Origin of the sequence: Arachidicoccus ginsenosidivorans (assembly GCF_007971385.1) — a bacterium.
Lineage (GTDB): Bacteria > Bacteroidota > Bacteroidia > Chitinophagales > Chitinophagaceae > Arachidicoccus > Arachidicoccus ginsenosidivorans.
On the sequence record NZ_CP042434.1, the window covers coordinates 1,323,803 to 1,345,467 of the forward strand.

Below are 21,665 nucleotides of genomic sequence, written 5' to 3' on the forward strand. Positions count from 1 at the left end.
CTACATTGAGTAGTTTAAATTTTATGGCGTTTTTCTAGCGCTCAGTTGCCGCTATGGTCGTATCTGAAAATAACCAAGCGTGGCTTCGTCTTAGCAGATCTGTTGCCTGCAGTAGTTTATTTGTGAGTTGCGGAAGTTTTTCCCCTTGGCTGTCTAAATAGGCATTAACAGCTTCCAATGCAGCACTGCTATTATACCTGGAGAAGATGGCGCTTACATAACCTTTTGGGAAAAAGATAGTGCCTGTTCGTTGAATTTCTTCCAGTAACTTTAAAGATGCTCCAAGATATTTTTCACTTTCACTTTGACGAAGTGGATGATGCAGATAGCTGAGCCCTTCAAGTATGGCTCTTTCATTGCTTCTTCCATTCTCATCGGTGATTTCTTTAAAAAACTGCGCTCTTTTATTCTTATTACTACTGGCCGCATCCATAACGATTTTAAAAGTCGCTTTTTTATCTTTATTCGTCATCCTGTTAAGATTGCTATCGAGCAAAGACTGATTTGCCTGATCATCCTGAATGCGCAGCGCTAATTGTAGGGCTAAATTAGTATAATCATCTTCATAGAGTTTTAATCCCGATGGCGGCGCTTGTGATGTCCAGATTTTATGTAATTTATCCAGGGCTGTTTTACTTAGAAAAATATCGCTGTAGGCCTGAAAATATAACTTTTTTATATTGGGCTTTTTATTTTTAACAAGATCTGCCCAAAATGCTGCCTCGAGTTGCGGAGCAAACGATGCTCTTGTTTTTACCGCAGTAAAATCCCAATAAATCGTTTTGATATAGCTAAGTAACAGTCTGGTGTTAAGCTCATCTTTTTCTGTTTTGGCGGCTTTTAAAAAGCAGCGCAGCAGAAACTGAGGGGTTAAACCACCAGCGGCCTTTTTCCCAGCCAGCATTTGTTCATAAAGATTAATATAGGCACTGGCTCTTTGCAAGGGCGTACCAATCAGATCTAAATGCCTAGCCATGACACTATCTGCCGGAAACCGGCCATAGCCCATCCCATTAGAATTAAACAATATAAATAGGGGCGCCTTTTGCCCAATGGCCGCTTTGACGTCCATCTGGCGACTACTGTTACGTACACCAATGACTTTTATGCCATGGGGATAAAATAAAGTGAGATCAAATATTTGTGGCCATATTTTATTTTGTCCTACAGCTGCGTTACCAGACGACTGGTCTTCTTTTTCCTTATCTTCATTTCTGCCAGGCACTTTTTCCGGATGTTGACTAAGTATTAGCTGAGAGATGCGTCCATTTTTCGTTTCCAGTTTATAGTCAAATACAGGTCTTCCTGCGCTTTCTACCCAAACTTTATTCCACTTCTGTAAATCTACAGGGGTTTGCTGATCAATAAGGTTGATTAACTCCGGCCAACCGGCATTTCCATAAGCATAGTGACTAAGAAAAGCGCGAACGCCCTTTTTAAAGCCGGCTGCGCCGGCCAAAAGTTCCAATTGGCGCATCATTATGGGTGCTTTATGGTAGATAATATTGCCGTAAAGCATACCTGCATTTTGTAGGTTATCCAGATTTTGCCTAATAGGCGTGGCGCCGGCAGTTCGGTCTTCATCATAGGCTGCAGGATAATGATCAATCAAAAATTTATGATTGAAAGCGGTAGCCTTTCCTGTTGGCCGCATGCATTTATCGGCCATAAAATTGGCAAAGACTTCCTTCATCCAGACATCGTTAAACCAGCGCATGGTCACCAGATCACCAAACCACATATGGGCCAGTTCATGGGCTAAAAGGTTTGAACGGTTGTTGAGTTGACTTGTTGTAGGGCCGGGATCTAAAAACAGGCTGGAGGATTGATATAGGATCGTTCCGGGGTGCTCCATGCCTCCAAACTGAAAATTTGGGATTGCGGCCATACCCAGATTATGGAAAGGATAAGGGATGCCGGTCCAATCTTCATAAAACCGGATCGCTTTATCAGAGAGTCTATATACCTCTTTCAGGCTGGTTTTTATCTTGGCCGGATCGCTTTCCCTATAAAGGAATTTAGCAGTCATGGTGTCTATTTTCCCCGTGGCCGCTGTAAATTTGCCGGCCGTAAAGGCAAACAAATACGTACTTAGCGTATCAGATGGTGCAAATTGCAGGGTCTTACGACTGCCCAGGACTTTAGTGGCTTCCAACCGGCCATTAGCGATTGCGTGCCAACTGGTATCTATATGTAAGGTGAGCTTAAATACGGCCTTTAAGTCTGGCTGATCAAAACATGGCATGGCACTGCGCGCTCTGTCCGGCACAAATAAGGTATATAAATAATCCGCTCTTCTGTTTAAGGCTTCTTCGCTCGGTTGAAAGACAAAATCGATTTGATTTGCCCCTTTTTTTAGTTGACCGCCGTCAATAATAATATGTTCTTTTTGATAATTGGGCACTGTTTGCATACCGTTGATGAACATTTTATGCAGCGCAGCCGTACCTGTTTGTTTAAAGTCAATTTGCAAAGGATTTTCCAGGCTATCATGATAATTAAAGTAAATGGAAGACTTGGCCTGAATAGCTTCTGCTTTGCTTAAAGGAATATCAAAATCGACCTGATAGCTAATATCACTAAGTACTGTTTTGCGGTAGGTAGCCAGCTGTTCTGAGACCCCCTTTGTAAGCTTTACTTCTCTGCCATTTTCCCCATTAGCGCCTTTCGGGTGACAGCTGTTTAAAACGAGCAGTGTCCATGCTGAAAAAAAGATTAACAACAAATTTCTAAAAAGGGCTATATGCTTATTCATACCGGTTACCTGGTGTATTTAGTGAATTTATTTGGGCTGTTCAAAAAAGTATTAAGGTTGTTCTCTATGGATGACAACTAAGTGATTGGATGAACGGCTCAACCGTTTGTTTTATATTATGTTTTATTTCATGGATGTTTCATTTTACCCCTTTTTTACATGTAACAGGAATTTATCCTCAAATATTTCTTCATCAAAAATATCATCCAATTTATAGATATGTGGCCTGAGTCCGCTTTGCGAGATTTCTTCTGCCAGATCGCCTCCTTTTAGACAAATCAGGCCGTTTGGCAATTCATTTTCCTTGCCTTTTCTGATCAGGGGCTTACCCCATTGCCATAAATTCTTCAGGGTCGTAACTGCTCTTGAAACGACAAAATCAAATTGACGGTCCCGTATCTGCTCCGCACGGGTGTGTTCAACAGTGATATTTTTAAGCCCGATGGCTGCACTGATCTCTCTAACGACGGTCAGTTTTTTATTGATGGAATCCACCAGATGAAAACTGACTTCAGGGAAGAAAATAGCCAGTGGTATGCCGGGCAGTCCGCCCCCGCAGCCGATATCAATAATCTGCGTGCCCGGTTTAAACTCTATGATGGCCGCAATACTGAGTGAATGCAGGATATGACGGGTATAAAGACTATCTATATCCTTTCTGGAGATGACATTAATCTTTTCATTCCACTCGGGATACAATTTGCCAAGGGCCTCAAATTGATGGATTTGCTGCTGGGTAAAGCCAGAAAAATATTGTTGTAATATATCAACGCCTGTCATGTATAAACAGTTTATTGTATGATTTTAGAGATGGTATTATCTTTAATGCTGTCTGCAAAATCTTTTAAACCTGGATAATGCAGATCACTGATCGGCTGTCCTTCTTTCATTGGCGCCTCATCAATAGTGGTATTTAAAAATACTTTATAGTGAATTTTTGCATTGATGGCAAACTGCATATCTGATGGATTATTGCCCACCATAATGGATTTTTCCAGATCGATCTCGGGATAATCCTTTAGGGCAAGCAGTGCCATGCCAGGATGCGGCTTACGTAACGGATCATCGTCAGATACTTCTTTGGCAAAATAGAAATGGTCGATTCTGCCTCCTGCCGGCTCAATGAGTTGTAATAAATAACGGTGAATATCTGAAAGTCCCTGCTCGCTCAGTAATCCCCTGCCGATACACCTTTGGTTGGTACAAACGACAATCCGACCAAACTGGCGGGCAAACTGGGCCATTGCCTCCACTACGCCTTCATATAACCTGAATTCCTGAATACTGAGTGTATAGCCCCCACATGATCCACATTGATGACGCCGTCCCTGTCTAAAAACAAGGTCCAGCTACTATCAATGGAGGTAACTTGTTTTGTACTGTCTATTTCTTTGTCAGCCATGCTGGTTCTATGGCTATTTCTTTGTTCGATTTCCATTTGAATAATCACTGCCTCCTATGCTTGTTAAGCTTGCTGGGTTCGTATGTTTTTCTCTGTTTTCTAATATTTGTTGGTGGGATATTGCTACCTAATCGATTTGTATGCCCCTGGTAATCTTTATCCACCAAAGATATTCGCCTCTACCAATTGACAGATAATATGACCAATAAGTATATGGGCTTCCTGGATTCTGGGGGTATCGCTGTCCGGTACATTAAAAAGTAGATCAGTTAACGGCTGCAACTGCCCCCCTGTTTTGCCGGTAAATCCGATGGTCACGACTTCAGCCGCCCTGGCAGCCTTAAATGCCTTGACTATATTGGCAGAATTGCCGGAAGTACTTAGTCCGATAAGGACATCCCCGGGCCCGGTTAACCCTTCAATTAAACGCGCGTAGATATCCTCAAAATGATAATCGTTTGCCACGGCCGTCAGATATGAAGTGTTGCAATGAAAGGCTTCTGCTGGCAACGCTTTGCGGTTAAGATAAAATCTGCCGGAGAACTCAGCCGCTAAATGCTGCGCATCGGCGGCGCTGCCGCCATTGCCACAGAACCAGACCTTATGGCCTGCATTAAAGGCTTCGGTAATGATTTCCACGGCCTGCTCAATACGTGACAAAAAACGGTCATCAGCCAATATCTGTTGTTTCACTGCGATAGATCTGCTGATACAGTCCTGTATAATTGATTGCATGCCCATAATATATTTTTTGTTGCACGGTCATTAATGGCAAAGGTAATTTATCTATCTCAGCCATGAATGCTTCGCCTGGAAAGCTGCTGATCCATAACGTCTATCTGAACTCGTTTTTGGCTTTTTATAGCCCTTAGTCTGCCAATTGCAAAATGGCTGCTGAAAAATTAGCCCAGCTATAACGCTGTTTTTCTGCCTGTAAATACGGCAAATAATAGGCCACTCCCCTTTTATAGAGCTGTTCAATTCCATCCGCCACTGACGCCGGATTAGGCTTAGTGACGACACCTACCTGATCATCTGGCACCAAATCAGCCAATCCACCGACATTGGTTACCAGCATTGGTTTTTCAAAGTGATAGGCTAAAGGCGTTACACCGCTTTGCGTAGCCTCTCGATAGGGTTGAATAACAAAGTCCGCTGCACTAAGATAATAACGCACCTCACTATCGGCGATAAAGTTGGTTCGCATAATGAGCAGATCTTCAATGCCCAGTTCCTGAATTAGTTTTTCGTATTCTTCTTTGCCACCATAATATTCACCTGCTATAAGGAGCCTGGGTATTGTTTCCAGGTGACGTTCTTTTAGGACTTTCATGGCCTTTAATAAAATATCCAGTCCCTTGTATTTTCTGATAAAGCCAAAAAAGAGGATAATAGGCACCTCGTCTGGCAGATTTAGAAAGGCACGGGCCTCTTTTTTTGCCAGAGGCGCCCCAAAATTATCAAATAGTGGATGTACAACCAGTCTGGAAGGTTTATTAGTAAACTGTCGGAGGTCATTTTGCACAGAATCACTCATGGTGATAAATCCGTCCACCGGTTGTATAAAGTACTTTGTCAGTAGCGAATCCCCCGGCCTTTTCTCATGGGGAATAATGTTATCTGTAATACATACGACCTTGGTATGTCCATTCTTTTTTACCTGCCTTAATATATTGCCCTGGCAGGCCCCATATAGGGAATCCAATAGCGGACAACAATCAGATCCGGGCGTCTTTTTTTGAGTTCCTGGCCCACTTTTCGCCAATTGAGTGGACTCATGGAATTTATAACTACCTTGATATCCAAATCTTTGGGTGCAGGCTCATCGCTATACTGGGACGTACCCGGAAATAAAAAACCGGGGTATTGCAGACTGTATGTATATATTGTCACCTGGTGTCCTTCTGCCATAAACTGCCTGGCCAGTCGTTGATCAAAATTTGCCAGACCGCCTCTAAGCGGATATGCGGGACCTAGGATTACAATATGCATACACTTTAATAACTTATGAACTTATTTTTCTATATAAGCCTGCTTACTTTTTAAATAGCCTGAAAATATCATTGCCGAAGGCGAATACCATCAGTGCCAATATAATAATCATACCAATGGTCTGGGCATATTCCATAAACTTTTCTCCTGGCTTACGCCCGGTGATCATTTCATAGATACAAAATAGCGCGTGACCTCCATCCAGTGCCGGTATTGGTAACAGATTCATAATCGCCAGGATCATGGATAAAAATGCCGTAAGTGACCAGAATGCCTGCCAATCCCAGCTTGCGGGGAAAAGATTGGCAATCCCCACAGGTCCGCTCATCCCTTCTGACAAATTAACGCCACCGCCAAACAGAAATCTTAACTGTTTAACATAGGACTTGAGCATTCTGCATCCTTTGGCCACGCCTGCCGGAAAGGAGGCTAAAAAGCCGTAATGATCTATATGCGGAGGCTCAGATTGAATAGAAATACCCATTGTGCCTGTAGCAGGAATATTTACGGCCAATTGAACGGTATCCGCACCGCGTTGTACACTCAAATCGGCCTGTTTGCCTTTTGAGGCTTTAGTTAATTGGGTAACCTGGTCCCAGAATTCAACTGGCTGGCCATTAAAGGCTATAATCTGATCGTTTTTTTTCAGCCCTGCTTTACTGGCAGCCGAACCAGTCAGTACAGAATCCAAAGGATGCAATTTCATTCTATAATCTGCTGCACTGATAAAAGATAGATGATTATTCACCATCGTACTGGCCAGGTTTTCGGGCAAAGCAATATCCACTTTCCTGCCATCTCTTAATACTTCAATGTTTTTAATATGATCCAGTAACACGGAGATCTGTATATCTTCAAACCGAGGTACTTCTTTGCCATCCAGGGTCAGTATCTTATCTCCACTTTGTAACCCAACGGATTGAGCCAGTGAATCTGCGACAATGCCGTATTGCAAACTGTTTGTCGGGCGATAGGCGTCCCCCCATTTCCAGAGCATCATGGAATAGATAAAAAACCAAGCAGGATATTGACAATAATACCTGCCAGCATTATGATCAGTCGCTGCCAGGCAGGTTTGCTTCTGAACTCATAAGGCTTGGGAGGTTCTGCCATCTGGGCTTTATCCATGCTTTCATCGATCATCCCGGATATTTTCACATAGCCGCCCAGCGGTACCCAGCCGATCCCGTATTCGGTGTCACCGACTTTCTTTTTAACCAAGGAGAACCAAGGATCAAAGAAAAGATAAAATTTTTCAACCCGGCACTTGAATAACCTGGCCGTGATATAATGGCCAAATTCATGGAGAACGACCAATATGGACAGTGATAAAATTAATTGGGCCGCTTTAATCCCTACGGTTGCCCAGTCTATAGCTAATAGTGTCATGTATTTAGAGAAGTAATGATAAAAATTGAGTTTTGATGTCTTTTGGATTACATATTGACCAAAGTTGCCGCAAAATTACGGGCTTCCCCGTCAGTTTCAAAGTAATCTTCGAGTGTTGGTCTTTCTATGAAGCTGATTTTGGTCATAGTCTTCTCTATGACGTCTGTCATTTCTAAAAAGCCAATCCGGTTGTGTAGGAATGCATACACGGCTAACTCATTGGCTGCGTTGACGATACAGGGAAGATTTCCCCCTTTGTTCAAGGCCTCTGAGGCCAGCGCCAGGTTGCGGAAGGTCTTCAGGTCGGGCTTTTCAAAATGAAGTGCATCCGGTTTTAAAAAGTCGTAGCGGGGAAACTTGGACTGGATTCTATGCGGGAAGCTCATGGCATACTGAATGGGCACTTTCATATTTGGAAGACCCATTTGCGCCTTAATACTACCGTCTTCAAACTCAACCATGGAGTGAATTATGCTCTCAGGGTGCACAATGACATGGATTTGTTGTGGGGTAAGATTAAATAACCACTTGGCTTCAATCATTTCCAGCCCCTTATTCATGAGTGTTGCGGAATCAATGGAAATTTTAGCGCCCATCTGCCATCTGGGGTGTTGCAAGGCATGTTCCCGTTTGACATTGACCAGAAAATTCGGTTTTTTACCCAAAAAAGGGCCACCACTTGCGGTGAGTATTACCCGGTCAATTTTATTGCGTCCTTCCCCCACAAGACATTGAAATATAGCAGAATGCTCACTATCTACCGGAATGATCGGTACGCGGTTTTCAGCTGCGGTACGCATAACAATGTCTCCAGCCACGACCAGCGTTTCTTTGTTGGCCAGTCCGACCGGCTTACCGATTTCGATGGCTTTGAGCGTAGGTTTTAACCCGGCAAATCCGACAATGGCTGCGATCATCAGATCGTAGCAATCCATACCGGCTACATCTACCAAGGCTTGATCTCCCGCAAATACTTTGGTATTTGTATTCATCAGTGCTGTCTGAACGGCAGAAAACTGACTTTCATCGGCAATAACAACGATATTAGGGTCATATTGCAGGGCTTGTTCAATCAGTAGATCCGCATTAGTGGATGCGGTTAATATCTCTGCTGAGAAAAGCTCAGGGTTTTCATCTATAATTTCCAGTGTCTGCTTACCTATTGATCCGGTAGAGCCAAATATTGCAATACGTCTTTTTTGCATAATTTTCAGGGTGCAGGTTGATTAATACCTCGTTTTGTGAACGTTGTAAAGATATTGGTTTTAGGCCTAAATAGAAAATAACCCCGCCTGGCTTCCAGCCAGGGAGGCATTTGGCTATTTACGGCCAGATGACTATTACAACTCAATCACTAAATGCAGGGCGTTTCCTTTAGGTTAAATTAAAAATTCTTTTAATGCATCTGCGATTTTACGGTCATTGCTGAGCCGAGGCAACTTATTTTGACCTCCCAGCTTACCAATTGAACGCATATATTGAATAAATCCGTCCTTTTGAACGGGCGATATCTGAAGGGTACGCAAAATGCCCCCAGCAATCAGATCATCGTAATACGTATTTTTCTGTCTGAGATAATTATCTAGTGCTAAGGCCAGTTGGTCCATATTTTCTGGCATTTTCTCAAATTCCACGAACCACTCATGATAGCTCTTGCCTTCGCCCTGGACCACCATGGGGGCCACAGTGAACTCTGTTATTTTTGCCCCCAGGTCCGCTGCTGCGGCCTGCATGGCATAATCTACTTCCTCTCCTATTACGTGTTCCCCAAAAGCGGAGATAAAATGCTTGGTTCTGCCAGTAACCACAATCCTATAAGGGTCGGTGCTGACAAAGCGAACCATATCTCCAATATCATAACCCCAGAGGCCGGCATTATTACTGATGATCAGGGCATAATTTTGATCTACTTTAACTTCCTCCAGCGAAAGTCTGGTAGCATCTGGCTTTCCGTATTGATCGGATGGTATAAATTCAAAGAAGATTCCTGAATTGGTATTGAGTAGCATCCCTTTTTCTGTTTGTGAATCCTGAAAGGCAAAAAAGCCTTCGGATGCCGGAAAAAGTTCAATGCTATCAATTTCCTTGCCAATGGATTCAAAAAGCTTTTGCTTGTATGGCTCAAAATTGACCCCGCCATAAACAAGCAATGAAAAATTGGGGAAGATTTCGCCTACTTTTTTGCCGTGTTTCTCCACTAGTCGGTCAAAATACATCTGTACCCAGGGGGGATGCCACTAATGAGTGTCATATCCTTGCCACTGGTTTCTGCTACAATTTTATCCAGTTTAGTTTCCCAGTCCTCGATACAATTGGTTTCATATTTAGGGAGCTGATTGGTCCTTAAATAAGGGGGAACATGATGATTGACAATGCCGCTCAATCTACCGGATGGGACACCGCCTATTCTGTCCAGCTCCGGAGAGCCACTTAAAAAGATCATTTTCCCTCCGGTAAAGTCTGCCTTCCCGGTCTGGGCTATATAACACAGCAGCGCATTACGTGCTGTATTGATATGATTAGAGATGGATTCTTTGGAAATCGGAATGTATTTGGCGCCACTGGTGGTACCGCTGGTTTTGGCAAAATATAAGGGTTTGCCTTTCCAAAGTATATTTTGTTTGCCTTCTTTTACCTTTTCAACATAAGGCCGCAACGCTTCATAATCCCTGACCGGAATTTGCTTTTTAAAATCTTCATAGTTCTTGATACGGTCAAATCCATGATCCTTGCCAAACATAGTATGCTGAGCTGATTTTATCAAGTATTGGCGGATGCTATTTTGATCCTCCACCGCGCTTGCCATTTCTTTTTTGACCTTATTATAGATAAAGCCCGCAAAGGGCCTTGCCAATAATGATTTACATGCATCTTTCTGTACGATTCTTAGGCTCCAAATGTAACTTAATTGCCAATGCAAGCACCTGAAAAAATGTATAAATTCAAAAAAATTGAAAAAACTCCTTTAATTATTTTTAGAATTTCAACTTTTCACCTTACTTTTGCGCTCCTGAATGCCCAGGTGGCGAAATTGGTAGACGCACTGTGTTCAGGTCGCAGCGTTCGCAAGGATGTGCTGGTTCGAATCCAGTCCTGGGCACTAAAATCCATCTGTAAATCAGTAATTTACAGATGGATTTTTCTTTTTCATTCCAATAAATTTCCCCTTACGGAGCCGGTTTTCAGGCACATACATGACATACTTCTTTATTGCTTTCGACATACATTTTGACTGTATCATCTCCATCTGAAATCAAAGTGAGTGGTTCAAATGGTTTTTTATTCATATCGCTAGAATCCAGCAGATAACTTCCGTTCCATACATTTGAAAAAAAATCACCTTCCCAGAATATGGTCCATAAAACTTTGGCTAATATTTACTTTAATAATCTTCAAGATCGTCTTTTATATACTGTTATTCTAGATGATGCCACCTCCTGCATTTCAGCAATAGTGGCAGATATAAACTTATTGTTTTGGCAGCCCTTCTCCTTTTGAACAATCACTCTGCCATTAATAATTTTTCAATTCGGAACAGGCAGGATCATAGCCGGCAACGCATCCCTTTCATACCAATATTTTGCTAAACTATCATCCTTTTGTACCCCGTGTCCCCCATTACGATATAAGTTACCCAAAGCATACATTGAAGCAGCATAACCATTCTGGGCTGCCTCTTCAAAAAGCATTGCAGCCTTCTTATAATCTTTTGCAACACCATGACCAAAATAGTACAACCATCCCAACCCATTTAAGGCCGCCCTATGATTGCCGCTATCTATCGCCCTTTCATACCAATATTTAGCTTTTTTATATTCTCGATTTCCCATATTATCTCGCAGACCTGCATAATCGTTTGCATATAGGACACCTAACAGAACCATAGCTTCCACTTCCCCATTATTCACCGCCATTCCATACCAATATATTGCTTTTTTATAATCACTGGGAAACCCTAACCCATTTGCATACAGATATCCTAATTTATACATAGCCTTTGAGCTTCCTTTCTTAACAGCCTTTTCATAATAATTCCTTGCAGGTCCATAATTGCGTTTGTCAAAATGCTCATTCCCTAATTGTAGTAGGTCTTCAACACTTTTTTTGGAGGCAGTATTATTTGTCGCATTACCTTTTACCTTCTCCGTGTCAGTGTTTATCGTATGTAAAGGTTCTTGTTCTGAATGCACCTCTGTTAACGAGTCCTTTACGAATTTAGGGTTTGGTGCATTTTCATCTGCCGTACGCTTATTTACTGAATCGGCAAACCTTAAAAACTTGCCGGTTTCGTCTATGTAGAAATTACTATCGTTTACACTGACCCTGGCTTCACCGCCCTTAAAAGTGCTGGCGGTATTATACCTTGGCCAAATAAAGAGATAATCACCCTTCTTATAGCCGTACAAACCATTGTGCTCAAATAAGACGGGCGCGGAATTTAGACCAGGCTTCAAAATTAACAAAGCCAAAGCCCCGATGATAATCACAGCCGCCAGCCCGATAATCAGTATGCGCTTCCTTTTGGTTTTTCCGTCCGTATGCTCTTCTATAAAGTCTCCGGACAATTTTTCCTGTTTCTTTTGGGCTTTTTCCTTTGCCAGTTGATCCAGTGCGCTTTGCTCAGCTCTTTTTCGGGCCAGGTATTCTTTTGCCTGCCGATCCGTCAGCAGGATCGCAATTAACTTTTTGGCTTTAACCAGTTCTTCTTCATACAGTTTTTTTGCGGGTGCCAGAAACTGACTTTGCAATCCGTTTTCAAGGTCTTCGAGTTTCGTCTTTGTCAACTGGTCAAAAGTCACTTTGCCGTCTTCGGGAGAAAGGCCAAAATAATCATAAGCATCCAACAGGCTATACTGGGAACTGTTTTCCGGCTTCACTTTGGCACTTTGATTTTCCCTGGCGGCATCCTCGTAAAGCACCCGTTTTGTTCTCGGCAGGTCTATGGTATCGTTCACACCTTCGCTACCGTTAAGCAGACTGTAGGCTTCCTTAATATGTTCTAATTGTTGCTCAAACATTTGCCTAAGGCGTGGTGTGGGTGCGTTGTCTATGCGCATACGGTAGTCACCATGCATGGCAGCAAACTTCCGACGCACTTCTTGTATGTCAGTGCCTTCAGGCAGCTCTATTCGTTGAAAGGCTTCTTCGTGGGTCATGAAAACTTAGCTTCTGATTTTGTAATACAGGGATTATTGGGCATCCTATTTATAATATCGCTCCGGCAGCCAGCATAAGGCCAGAGGCACTTTAATCTGGTGCTTGTCATTATCCGGGAAATGGCCCGTGATATAGGTATAGCCTATGGCGCGGTAACCACGTTTCAATCTCCAGGAGAGCCGGTACCCCTGCTTTCCATGCTCTTCCGACATGGCAAGCGAAGGCGCATAGCCTGAAAAAGAAATATCATCCTCAGGCCGATTTTTATCATTCGTATATGTAGGAAATATCTGCACCTTGCCCACACGAGACTTTTTATAAGTTACGTCAAACTGCCAGCCGACACCAAATTTCGTCATCACATAAGGGAAGTTTTTCTGATGAGCGGTTAAAGGCTCGTCTTCGACCAATATTCTGTTACCGTATTGCGAAGTGTTCAGTTCGTGGTATTTCTTATTTTCTATATCCCTAAGTACCTGTAAATAAAGAGCCGCCTTTTTATCCCCCTTTTCTTTTGCTTTTTCAAAAAGTGCGATGGCTTTACTTTTGATTTTAGCCGCGCCACCCACCCCGAAAAGATAAAATTCTCCCGCAAGCCTTAAACCATAAATATACTCAAGTTCCGCAGCCTTTTCATACCATTCAAAGGCTTTATCCCAATCAATTACTACTCCGTATCCTCTGTCATAAATTTCCCCTAAATAAAACATCCCCTTGCTATTTCCTTTCTCGGCGGCTTTTTCAAACCAGTATTTAGCTGTGGTGTTATTTTCAGCAACGCCTTTACCTTGATAATACAAGAGTCCAAGGTTGCTCATCGCCGCAGCATCTCCCTTCTTCGCGGCTTTTTCATACCAGTATTTAGCTTTGACATTGTCCTGCGCCCCCCTTTACCATATCTATATAACCAGCCTAAATTATTCATCGCACTCGCAACTCCCTTCAGCGATGCTTTTTCAAACCAGTATTTGGCTTTGGTATAATCTATGGTAAGCCTATCATCATAGAAATACAAATCTCCAAGGTGATCCATCCCATCCGCATCTCCCATATCTGCCGCTTTTTTATAATAAGTCATGGCTTTCACGTAATTTTTTTCCACGCTCAACCCAAATTCATATAACACACCAATATTAACTATGCTCCCTTCATTTCCTCTATCCGCCGCTTTCTCATACCAGTATTTGGCTTGAGCATAATCTTTTGTTACCCCATTTCCATTATGATACAATACCCCGAGGTTATTCATAGCCCATGTATCTCCTTTTGCTGCTGCCCTTTCATACCATAGTTTTGCCTGTGCATAGTCTTGCTCTACAGCCTTGCCGTCACTATAAAGGCGCCCCATCATAAACATATTTCTTGCATTGCTTTCTATATTGTATTGAATAAACTTCAGCGCTTTTTTTGCGATTTCATCCGAAATATCAATATTCGAATATATTAGTGCCTGGTATAGCGCTTCAGTGTATAGCTCCCTGTTCTTCTTGCCTAGGGTAGATGGCGTAATATTATCCCGATCTATGGCAGCAGAAAAGAACCGCAAGTTGGTATTAAACGCTTTAGCGTCATTGTTTTTAGCACCTGCTATAGCCTGCTCTAGATAGGCAGTGTATTCTTCGTTCTGCGCCATAATAGCAAGCGGTAATAAGGTGAATATCAGTATAACTAGTTTTTTCATCTCTTTGTATATTTTATTGGGTTAAACATTGAAGTAATGATTTTGCCTCGCGTCCGTTTGGATTGTTTTTCAGGGCTCTTTTCAGCCGTTCAATCACCTGCGATTTGCAGACAGGATTAGCCCGGCAACCTTCACAACCATCCACAGCCACCATCTTTTTGGCCCAGCTGAGATCTTTATTATATTGCATCATATTAACTTTTGTACGGCTGTGTTTTTCGGTCGTTTTACTTTGTTTGGTTGGACTCCCCTGCTTATCCAGTGCCGCTATTTTTATTTTGGCCTCTGCCACATAGTGCCCTTCTGGGTATAATTTCAGATAGCTTTCATAAGCCGGTTTACTACCAGATGCCGCCGCAATTTCCCAGGCTGTCCGGTCTTTTTCCGCCAACTTTTGACTTTCTGTTTCAGCAGCACTGACGTTCACTTTAATCAGGTGGGTCAGTTTTCCTGTTTCGTCAATATAAAATACACTGTCGTGAACACTTACTTTGGCTTGTCCCTCATTAAAAGCCGCTGCGCTTTCAAACTGGGGCTCAATAACAATATGCCCATCTTTCTTATAACCATACAGACTACCCTGTTGCATAACAACCAGCGTTGATGGTTCTTCCAGTTTGGGTTTAAAATACGCAAAAGCCAGAACACCGAGTACGATCACCACCAGGCTGATGATCCATATAAATTTTCCTTTCATTTTATTTGCAGAATGAGCATCTACGGCATTTTTGCACGGATTGTTTGCTGCCTTATCCCTTTGTTTTTCGGCTTTTTGCTGGGCCAGATGCGCTTTTTCCGCCTCTGCTTTTTCAATACGTTCATGTTCAGCCCGTTTACGCGCCTGTCGTTGCAGTTCGGCCTTTTCTCTGGCCATCCTTTCCTGTGCTGCTTTTTCTTTGGCCAGCCGCTCTTTTTCGGCCTTTTCTCTGGTTAATCGTTCCTGCTCTCTTTTCTCAGCTATGTTCTGGGCCAGGGCTTCTTTTGCCTGCCGATCAGTCACAAGTAGTGCATTTAATTTTGTAGCCTTGACCAGCTCTTCTTCAAACAGTTTTTTTGCGGGTGCCAGAAACTGGCTTTGCAAACTGGTTTCAAGGTCTTCTAGTTTCTTCTTTGTCAACCGGTTAAAAGTCACTTTATCATCTTCGGGAGAAAGGCCGAAATAATCATAAGCATCCAACAGGCTATACTGGGAACTGTTATCCGGCTTCACTTTGGCACTTTGATTTTCCCTGGCGGCATCCTCGTAAAGCACCCGTTTTGTTCTCGGCAGGTCTATGGTATCGTTCACACCTTCGCTACCGTTGAGCAGACTGTAGGCTTCCTTAATTTGTTCTAATTGTTGCTCAAACATTTGCCTAAGGCGTGGTGTGGGTGCGTTGTCTATACGCATACGGTAGTCACCATGCATGGCAGCAAACTTTCGACGCACTTCTTGTATGTCAGTGCCTTCAGGCAGCTCTATTCGTTGAAAGGCTTCTTCTTGGGTCATTGTCTTATTCGGTTAGTTTGCTAAAATTCTAAAATATTCATCTTTTCTATAGCGCATTATTAATAAAGGCCTTCTGAACAATTCTTTTCTGATTGGATAAATAATTGGCGTCCATGCCTTCTTTGCCAAAGGTTTTTTCCAATTCCAGACCAGTCTCAGGATTATAGGCTTGAAGAATAACAATGCCGTCTTCTGAGTATTCAATCGTGACCTCTATGGGATAATTGGCCTTATCAGTGGGCAACGGCCCGACATTTAACAATCCCAGGGTTTTAACATCCTCCTCCTCAATAAACTGAAGCAGCTCTATCCGCATTTTGCCGCCATTATTAGGTGCGGTGTAATAGGTCTTTTTTATTTTCAGCGGAACGGGCCGGTTTTTGGGAATGATAATATCCAGAACTGTCCTGCCGGTTTCTGGATTAATGGCACGCAGAGCGATATTATAACCTGTTACGCCCCGCAATTCGGAGGGCATGTCCATATTATCAAAACGATTCTGGTCGCCATTCAGTACTCGGGCATAAATGGCAGCGCCGAACACAACTGCTTTCATGGGATCCTGAAAGCGAATTTTTCCAGCCAGTGCGGGCATTTCTTCTTCTATTCTTTTACGCACAAATGGAATCATGGATGATCCGCCCACCATCAGCAACGTATCTACAATGTCTTCTGTAAGGCCGGCAGAGGACAGACATCTTTTCAGAATTTTAATGGTTCTATCCACTTCGTAGGTGATGGCCTTTTCAAATTCTTTTCGGGTGATGAACACTTCTATACTATCGTTTCCTAGCAGACATACACGGTTGATATATTGCACACCTGGGCTGGCCAATTCAATTTTTACTTCTTCGCAAAACACTCTTAACTGTTGCAACTTGCTACCTGTAAAAAGCAAAGATTTTCCAGCGGCTTTTTCAAATTGTTTTTGTACCAGTACAGCCATGGCTTCATCAAATTCTTTACCCCCCAAATCGGTCAGCCCGTCTTTGCTCATAACATAAAATCCTTTGTCGTTTACCGTCAGTACAGTGGCATCGAAAGTGCCACCTCCTAAGTCATAGACCAAGATGTTCTGTTCATGCGCTTTGTTGCTGATACCATAATACATAGCGGCTGCCACGGGTTCTTCCACTAATCCCAGCACCGTAAGGTCTATCATGGCCGCGGCATTCAAAATCGCTTTGCGCTGTGCATCGTCGAAATGCGCAGGAACCGTAATCACAGCACCATCTACAGTATTGGAAGCGTAAATTTCCGCATCATATTTGATTTTTTTCAACACCAGTGCCGCAATAGATTCCGGATACCAGACATTGCCTTCCTGGTCAATATGCAGTTCTTTTTTCTCGCCCAGATACCGTTTAAAAAAACGAATAACGTCCAGTCCGGGGTTTTGTTCCAGCATATTCAGCACCGACTGGCCGACAAAAGCATTGTTCCCGTTGATATGGACAGTGCTTGGAGTGTACAGCACGGTCTTATCGGAATTGTCAGGCAACAACACCGGCTGCTGGTCCAGATTGAGCGTACCAGCCAGTGAATATGTCGTCCCAAGGTCTATCCCGATAATCATAATTGTGTTACTATTTGTTGATATTGGTTCATTAATTCCCCTTTAAACTGGGCTAAAGCACGATCGTAGGTTTCCTTGTTGCGAACAATAACCTGATGGGCTCTTTCACGCTGTTCCAGTCCCTGCACCCGCCTCTGGACGGAACGCTGTTGCTTTTGTAACAGTTCTTTGTTGTTCTCTGAAGCCGATTCAAATACTGTTTCCAGGTGGCTGATAAACTGGTTCATTTCTATTCTAACACAGCCACTGACCTCTCTTTGCCATTCGTCTGAAAATTTGCCAATCATACCTTTGCTTTCATTCAAAAGAGATTCTTGCATTTTTCTGAGTTCCTTATCGTAATCCCGTTCCTTTTTAATTTTAGTATTGCGAAGGAATTTTCTAAATCCTAGGATGGCAAGTGGTGTAAGAACGATACCGGCTATTATCATAAATGTGGTCTTTATACTTCTAGGGATGGGAACAAACCGGAAAATAATAAAAAAGGACATAACACTCATAAATGGGGCCATCGCCGCCCGAACATAATCTGAAAATTCCAGTTTTTTCTTTTCCAATTCATATTTCTGCTGAAAGCGGACATATTCCATCATATTAAGTTCCAGCCGCGACGTATTGATATTGGGACTGGGGTGATAACTAAACTGAAATCCTTTGGGTTTTAGTTTTTCTTTCAATAGGCTCACTTCCTGATTCAAGAAGGCTTCCATAGTGTGTACCCCCTCAGAGATTGTCCTTTTTAAAGACTGATTGATAAAATCCAGCAGGCGGCGCTGTGTACCTTCGGGTAAACCCATAAGAATATTGCCCGCAAATGTTTCTTCCACCAGATGGTTTACTTTTTTCACCTCTGTCTCTACCTGCGCCATCAGAGATCTGGGATTATGCAGTTGTTTGAGCTGAATAGCCTGCTCACTGACCCCATTTTCAAACTCGCTAAAATCCCGTTGTAAACCGGATTTCAGTTGTTGAAAAAAATCACGAGAATTGACGTTTTCCTGCAGTTTAACGCTGTTAATTTCTTGCTGAGCCCCGAAACGTTTGGATTTTATATCACGCTCCTGCTGATTCATATATTGGTAAAAGGCATCGGAAATTTTCTCTAATCCCTGCACCGCCCGGATGCTCTGCATGGACTGCAAAAGCGGGAGCAGTTTATACAATTCCACCAGTTCCGCAAAACGCTCCGGTAGTTTATTCCATTCAAGGGAGATAACTTTCAATTGTTCCGACTGTTGCATAAAAATGTCCGTACCATTATATATCATCATAACGGTCCCACCTTCCGCATCCGTACGCCATAAAACAGTTTCCGTGTCGTCGGCTTCCACGTTATTAGTCGCAAATCCGAAAAGAATTTTAAAAGCTGGTGCCTGGCGCAGTGTACTTCTTGTCGGGAAATGCCTACCCCTGTACACCGTGATATCAAATAATTGCGAACTGCATTCCAGCTGAGTCATAAATAGGTTGGCGGCTTTTACATCCTGTAAATTTTCCAATAGTTGGTCAACTTTTTGTCTGTTGACATTTATAAAGTCCACAAACCGGATCAACTGAGTCTCATCGGGCTCGTCCAGCCACACCATTTCAATTTGAATAGGGGTTGATACAAGTACCTGTCCGGCCAGCGTCTGCAAGTGTGTTTTCAGATGATGCCCACCCTCCATTCTAGGGTAGGCATCCATCAATTCATCCAGCCCTGCAAATGCTTTCTGATACCGATCCTGAAATGTTCTGGTTAATGCCACAATGCTATTTTTAAATGATTAAATCGAAAATCCTCCCGATGCAGAAGCGGAGGAGCGGGCTGATTCGATTTCCGCTAGTGCGCTATGTGCCTGCGACAGAATGGAATCCAATTCAGACTGAACCCCTTCTGCATCGCCTTTTTTACTTTCAATTTCGGAAACAAGACTTTCTGCCTGTCCTTTTAAATCTTCAATTTCCGCTTTGAGATTTTCTGCTTCCTGTTTTAAGCTATCCACTTCCTGTTTCAGGCCATCGGATTCTTCCTTGAGTTGCATTATTTCATCTTTCGTTTGTGTACTTTCATCGCGGAGCTGAGTACTCTCGTCACGCAATTGCGAGGACTCATCTCTTAGCTGAAGGGATTCATCTCTGGCACCGTTTATCTCATCATGCATACTGTTTGATTCATCTCTGGCATTACCAATCTCATCATGCATACTGTTGGACTCATCTCTGGTAGTACTAATCTCATCATGCATACTATTGGACTCATCTCTGGCAGTACTAATCTCATCATGCATACTATTGGACTCATCTCGGGCAGTACTAATCTCATCATGCATACTATTGGACTCATCTCGGGCAGTGCTAATCTCATCATGCATACTGTTGGACTCATCTCGGGCAGTGCTAATCTCATCATGCATGCTGTTTGATTCATCTCGGGCAGCAGCGATTTCATCATGCATGCTGTTTGATTCATCCCGGGCAGAGCCAATCTCATCATGCATACTATTGGATTCATCACGGGCAGAGCCAATCTCATCATGCATGCTGTTCGATTCATCTCGGGCAGAGCCAATCTCATCATGCATGCTGTTCGCCTCATCTCGGGCAGCAGCGATTTCATCATGCAGACTATTGGATTCGTCACGGATGTTACTGATTTCATCATGTAAAGTATCCACTTGATGATTAGCTTCCTGAGTTTGCTGTTGTAATGTAAGTACTTCGTTGTAGGCATCCTGGACGGCCTGGTGCTGTCCGGTAATATCATCTGTCATTCCCTGGATCGAAGATGATTTTTCGATTAATTCGTCAAGGGTGGCGCTCGCATCCGAAAGCAGCGCATCTAATTCTGCAGCCATAAATGTACATTTTAGAGAGTAAACAATAAATATTTATCTATATCGATTTAGCCAAAGCACTTAATACCTGCATTTTGAAGTCTACAGTAAGCGTTAATTCCGGTGAAGGTGCCAGGCCAAGCAACGACATCATTTCGCCATCCAAATGACTATTTTCCGTCACATAAGCATCCAGTTCATCCTGATGGATGACAGGATCTGAAAGTTGCTGGGTATGTGCTTCCAGTAAATCAGTGCTGGATTGAATATCCTCACTAGACTCAGCATGTGGGTCACCCTCAAAACTCAGATCCTCGAGGCTTTTTCCATCGCTATCGCTATTACTCAAATAATGATAAGCAGCCAGCGAAATACCGGCTCCGGCAAGCGCTGATGCTGCCGTTAGTATTGTGTGATTTTTTCTTTTGGGATCGCGAAGCAGTAAATCTCGGTTTCTGTGCAGGGTGTCCCAGTCCGTATTGGGGTTATGATCATTGCTGGAAGTGCGGGGCCACTCATTCTCCCGCTTTTGCACAGTATCCCAATCAGCAGTATCTGAAAGACCCACAGATTTGAGTGCCTGCCTTGTTTGAAACATCCGGCCGTTTTCTGCAGAGACTTTATTGGAAAATACCGTAAATAGTTTTTTTAAATGGCTTTGTTTTTTTTCTATTTCTCGAATCTGCTCCTTATCCGCTTGTTTTTTCATCTGTTCAGTATTGTCCAGGGAGGCATCATAGCGCTGCTTAACTTCCGTCCACTTTGCGGTTAGAGGAAGCCCTAATGAATCATAGATATTATCGCTGTTATTCTGCATGGTTCAGAGCATTTATATTAAAAAATATCAGGAGCAAGTCGCTGACTTAAACCGGATGAAGTTAGGAGGGTTTTTCTTTCCTAAAAATACCCTATAGAGGGTATTTTTAGCGTCATAATGGCATTTCGGACCACATTGGGCCAGATTAACAGCTCCATCAGGCCTTGTTCCGGGTACTTATAACGAACAATAAGGTGCCGACAACTTTCTGCTACCATCGGCAATTGTTTACGAAAAACTAGTCTACAAAGTCATTGTCAGCGGGGCCAACCTACAACCTAAAGAAGCGCCGGAAAAGTAGGATAATATCAAAGATGACCGGAGAAAATCCTGTAATTAATCAGCGCTTTAGGACAACATGTATAAACAAAAGACGAAACCTACTCGACTGCGCGTTTTTTAAAGTTTTCCAAGAAATGGAGCTGGCTCATACTGACACAGTAACTGACTGGCTAGTAATCATAAGTTTTGAGCAACCAGTGAAGGTATAAAGCAAAATGGTGTGCTCATTGATGAACAAAAATGCCCGCTTCTTCACTAGTGCAATTGCTCCATCTCCCCACCTAGTGATGTATTCAATCAAATAAATAA

The 21,665-nt window shown here is 42.9% G+C and carries 19 protein-coding genes, 1 tRNA gene and 1 pseudogene; 1 reads left to right on the forward strand and 20 read right to left on the reverse strand.

Going from position 1 to position 21,665, the window contains the following annotated elements:
• Positions 1-34: 34 nt before the first annotated feature.
• From FSB73_RS05410 to FSB73_RS24210, 12 genes are all read right to left on the reverse strand, one after another.
• Entirely contained in the window at positions 35-2,755 is a 2,721-nt protein-coding gene (locus FSB73_RS05410; protein WP_146780474.1) for a M1 family metallopeptidase, read from the reverse strand.
• Between the two features lie 144 nt (positions 2,756-2,899).
• Entirely contained in the window at positions 2,900-3,535 is a 636-nt protein-coding gene (gene rsmG, locus FSB73_RS05415; RefSeq protein WP_146780475.1) for a 16S rRNA (guanine(527)-N(7))-methyltransferase RsmG, read from the reverse strand.
• Positions 3,536-3,546: 11 nt separating this feature from the next.
• Positions 3,547-3,999, reverse strand: a complete 453-nt coding sequence (locus tag FSB73_RS05420; protein WP_262712612.1) for an HAD-IIIA family hydrolase — start codon at positions 3,997-3,999, stop codon at positions 3,547-3,549.
• A gap of 8 nt (positions 4,000-4,007) precedes the next feature.
• Positions 4,008-4,193, reverse strand: coding sequence for a hypothetical protein (locus tag FSB73_RS23215; protein ID WP_158639428.1), 186 nt, complete (start codon positions 4,191-4,193; stop codon positions 4,008-4,010).
• A gap of 120 nt (positions 4,194-4,313) precedes the next feature.
• On the reverse strand, positions 4,314-4,892 hold the full coding sequence (locus FSB73_RS05425; protein WP_192904094.1) for a D-sedoheptulose-7-phosphate isomerase: 579 nt from the start codon (positions 4,890-4,892) through the stop codon (positions 4,314-4,316).
• Between the two features lie 133 nt (positions 4,893-5,025).
• Positions 5,026-5,862 (reverse strand): glycosyltransferase, encoded by an 837-nt coding sequence (locus FSB73_RS05430; protein ID WP_225974508.1) that lies wholly within the window; start codon positions 5,860-5,862, stop codon positions 5,026-5,028.
• Positions 5,823-6,149: a glycosyltransferase family 4 protein gene (locus FSB73_RS24195; RefSeq protein WP_225974509.1), complete on the reverse strand. Its 327-nt coding sequence runs from the start codon at positions 6,147-6,149 to the stop codon at positions 5,823-5,825. The genes FSB73_RS05430 and FSB73_RS24195 overlap by 40 nt, the downstream gene beginning before the upstream one ends.
• 43 nt (positions 6,150-6,192) lie before the next feature.
• Positions 6,193-7,149: an RIP metalloprotease RseP gene (gene rseP, locus FSB73_RS05435; RefSeq protein WP_225974510.1), complete on the reverse strand. Its 957-nt coding sequence runs from the start codon at positions 7,147-7,149 to the stop codon at positions 6,193-6,195.
• Positions 7,146-7,538: a site-2 protease family protein gene (locus tag FSB73_RS24200; RefSeq protein WP_225974511.1), complete on the reverse strand. Its 393-nt coding sequence runs from the start codon at positions 7,536-7,538 to the stop codon at positions 7,146-7,148. Before FSB73_RS24200 ends, rseP begins: the two co-directional genes overlap by 4 nt.
• Before the next feature lie 47 nt (positions 7,539-7,585).
• Positions 7,586-8,743, reverse strand: a complete 1,158-nt coding sequence (locus FSB73_RS05440; protein ID WP_146780478.1) for a 1-deoxy-D-xylulose-5-phosphate reductoisomerase — start codon at positions 8,741-8,743, stop codon at positions 7,586-7,588.
• A 174-nt stretch (positions 8,744-8,917) separates the two neighbouring features.
• Positions 8,918-9,736 (reverse strand): GH3 domain-containing protein, encoded by an 819-nt coding sequence (locus FSB73_RS24205; RefSeq protein ID WP_225974512.1) that lies wholly within the window; start codon positions 9,734-9,736, stop codon positions 8,918-8,920.
• On the reverse strand, positions 9,736-10,344 hold the full coding sequence (locus tag FSB73_RS24210; protein WP_225974513.1) for a GH3 family domain-containing protein: 609 nt from the start codon (positions 10,342-10,344) through the stop codon (positions 9,736-9,738). Before FSB73_RS24210 ends, FSB73_RS24205 begins: the two co-directional genes overlap by 1 nt.
• A 210-nt stretch (positions 10,345-10,554) precedes the next feature.
• On the opposite strand from FSB73_RS24210, the gene FSB73_RS05450 reads away from it, so the two are divergent.
• Positions 10,555-10,638, forward strand: a tRNA-Leu gene (locus FSB73_RS05450).
• 424 nt (positions 10,639-11,062) lie between these two features.
• On the opposite strand, the gene FSB73_RS05455 is transcribed toward FSB73_RS05450, so the two are convergent.
• From FSB73_RS05455 to FSB73_RS05490, 8 genes and pseudogenes are all read right to left on the reverse strand, one after another.
• The gene (locus FSB73_RS05455; RefSeq protein ID WP_146780479.1) at positions 11,063-12,694 is read right to left on the reverse strand and encodes a tetratricopeptide repeat protein; all 1,632 of its coding nucleotides are present in this window, start codon (positions 12,692-12,694) and stop codon (positions 11,063-11,065) included.
• Positions 12,695-12,739: 45 nt separating this feature from the next.
• Positions 12,740-13,513, reverse strand: coding sequence for a tetratricopeptide repeat protein (locus tag FSB73_RS05460; protein WP_146780480.1), 774 nt, complete (start codon positions 13,511-13,513; stop codon positions 12,740-12,742).
• 131 nt (positions 13,514-13,644) lie between these two features.
• Positions 13,645-14,376: pseudogene (locus tag FSB73_RS26350) on the reverse strand (tetratricopeptide repeat protein); the annotation flags it as partial.
• A gap of 13 nt (positions 14,377-14,389) precedes the next feature.
• On the reverse strand, positions 14,390-15,865 hold the full coding sequence (locus FSB73_RS05470) for a WG repeat-containing protein (RefSeq protein WP_146780482.1): 1,476 nt from the start codon (positions 15,863-15,865) through the stop codon (positions 14,390-14,392).
• Positions 15,866-15,911: 46 nt separating this feature from the next.
• Positions 15,912-17,441, reverse strand: coding sequence for an Hsp70 family protein (locus tag FSB73_RS05475; RefSeq protein WP_146780483.1), 1,530 nt, complete (start codon positions 17,439-17,441; stop codon positions 15,912-15,914).
• The gene (locus FSB73_RS05480; protein WP_146780484.1) at positions 17,438-19,189 is read right to left on the reverse strand and encodes a hypothetical protein; all 1,752 of its coding nucleotides are present in this window, start codon (positions 19,187-19,189) and stop codon (positions 17,438-17,440) included. The genes FSB73_RS05475 and FSB73_RS05480 overlap by 4 nt, the downstream gene beginning before the upstream one ends.
• 18 nt (positions 19,190-19,207) lie before the next feature.
• Positions 19,208-20,278 (reverse strand): coiled-coil domain-containing protein, encoded by a 1,071-nt coding sequence (locus FSB73_RS05485; RefSeq protein WP_146780485.1) that lies wholly within the window; start codon positions 20,276-20,278, stop codon positions 19,208-19,210.
• A gap of 37 nt (positions 20,279-20,315) precedes the next feature.
• Positions 20,316-21,074 (reverse strand): hypothetical protein, encoded by a 759-nt coding sequence (locus tag FSB73_RS05490; protein WP_146780486.1) that lies wholly within the window; start codon positions 21,072-21,074, stop codon positions 20,316-20,318.
• Between the last annotated feature and the right edge of the window lie 591 nt (positions 21,075-21,665).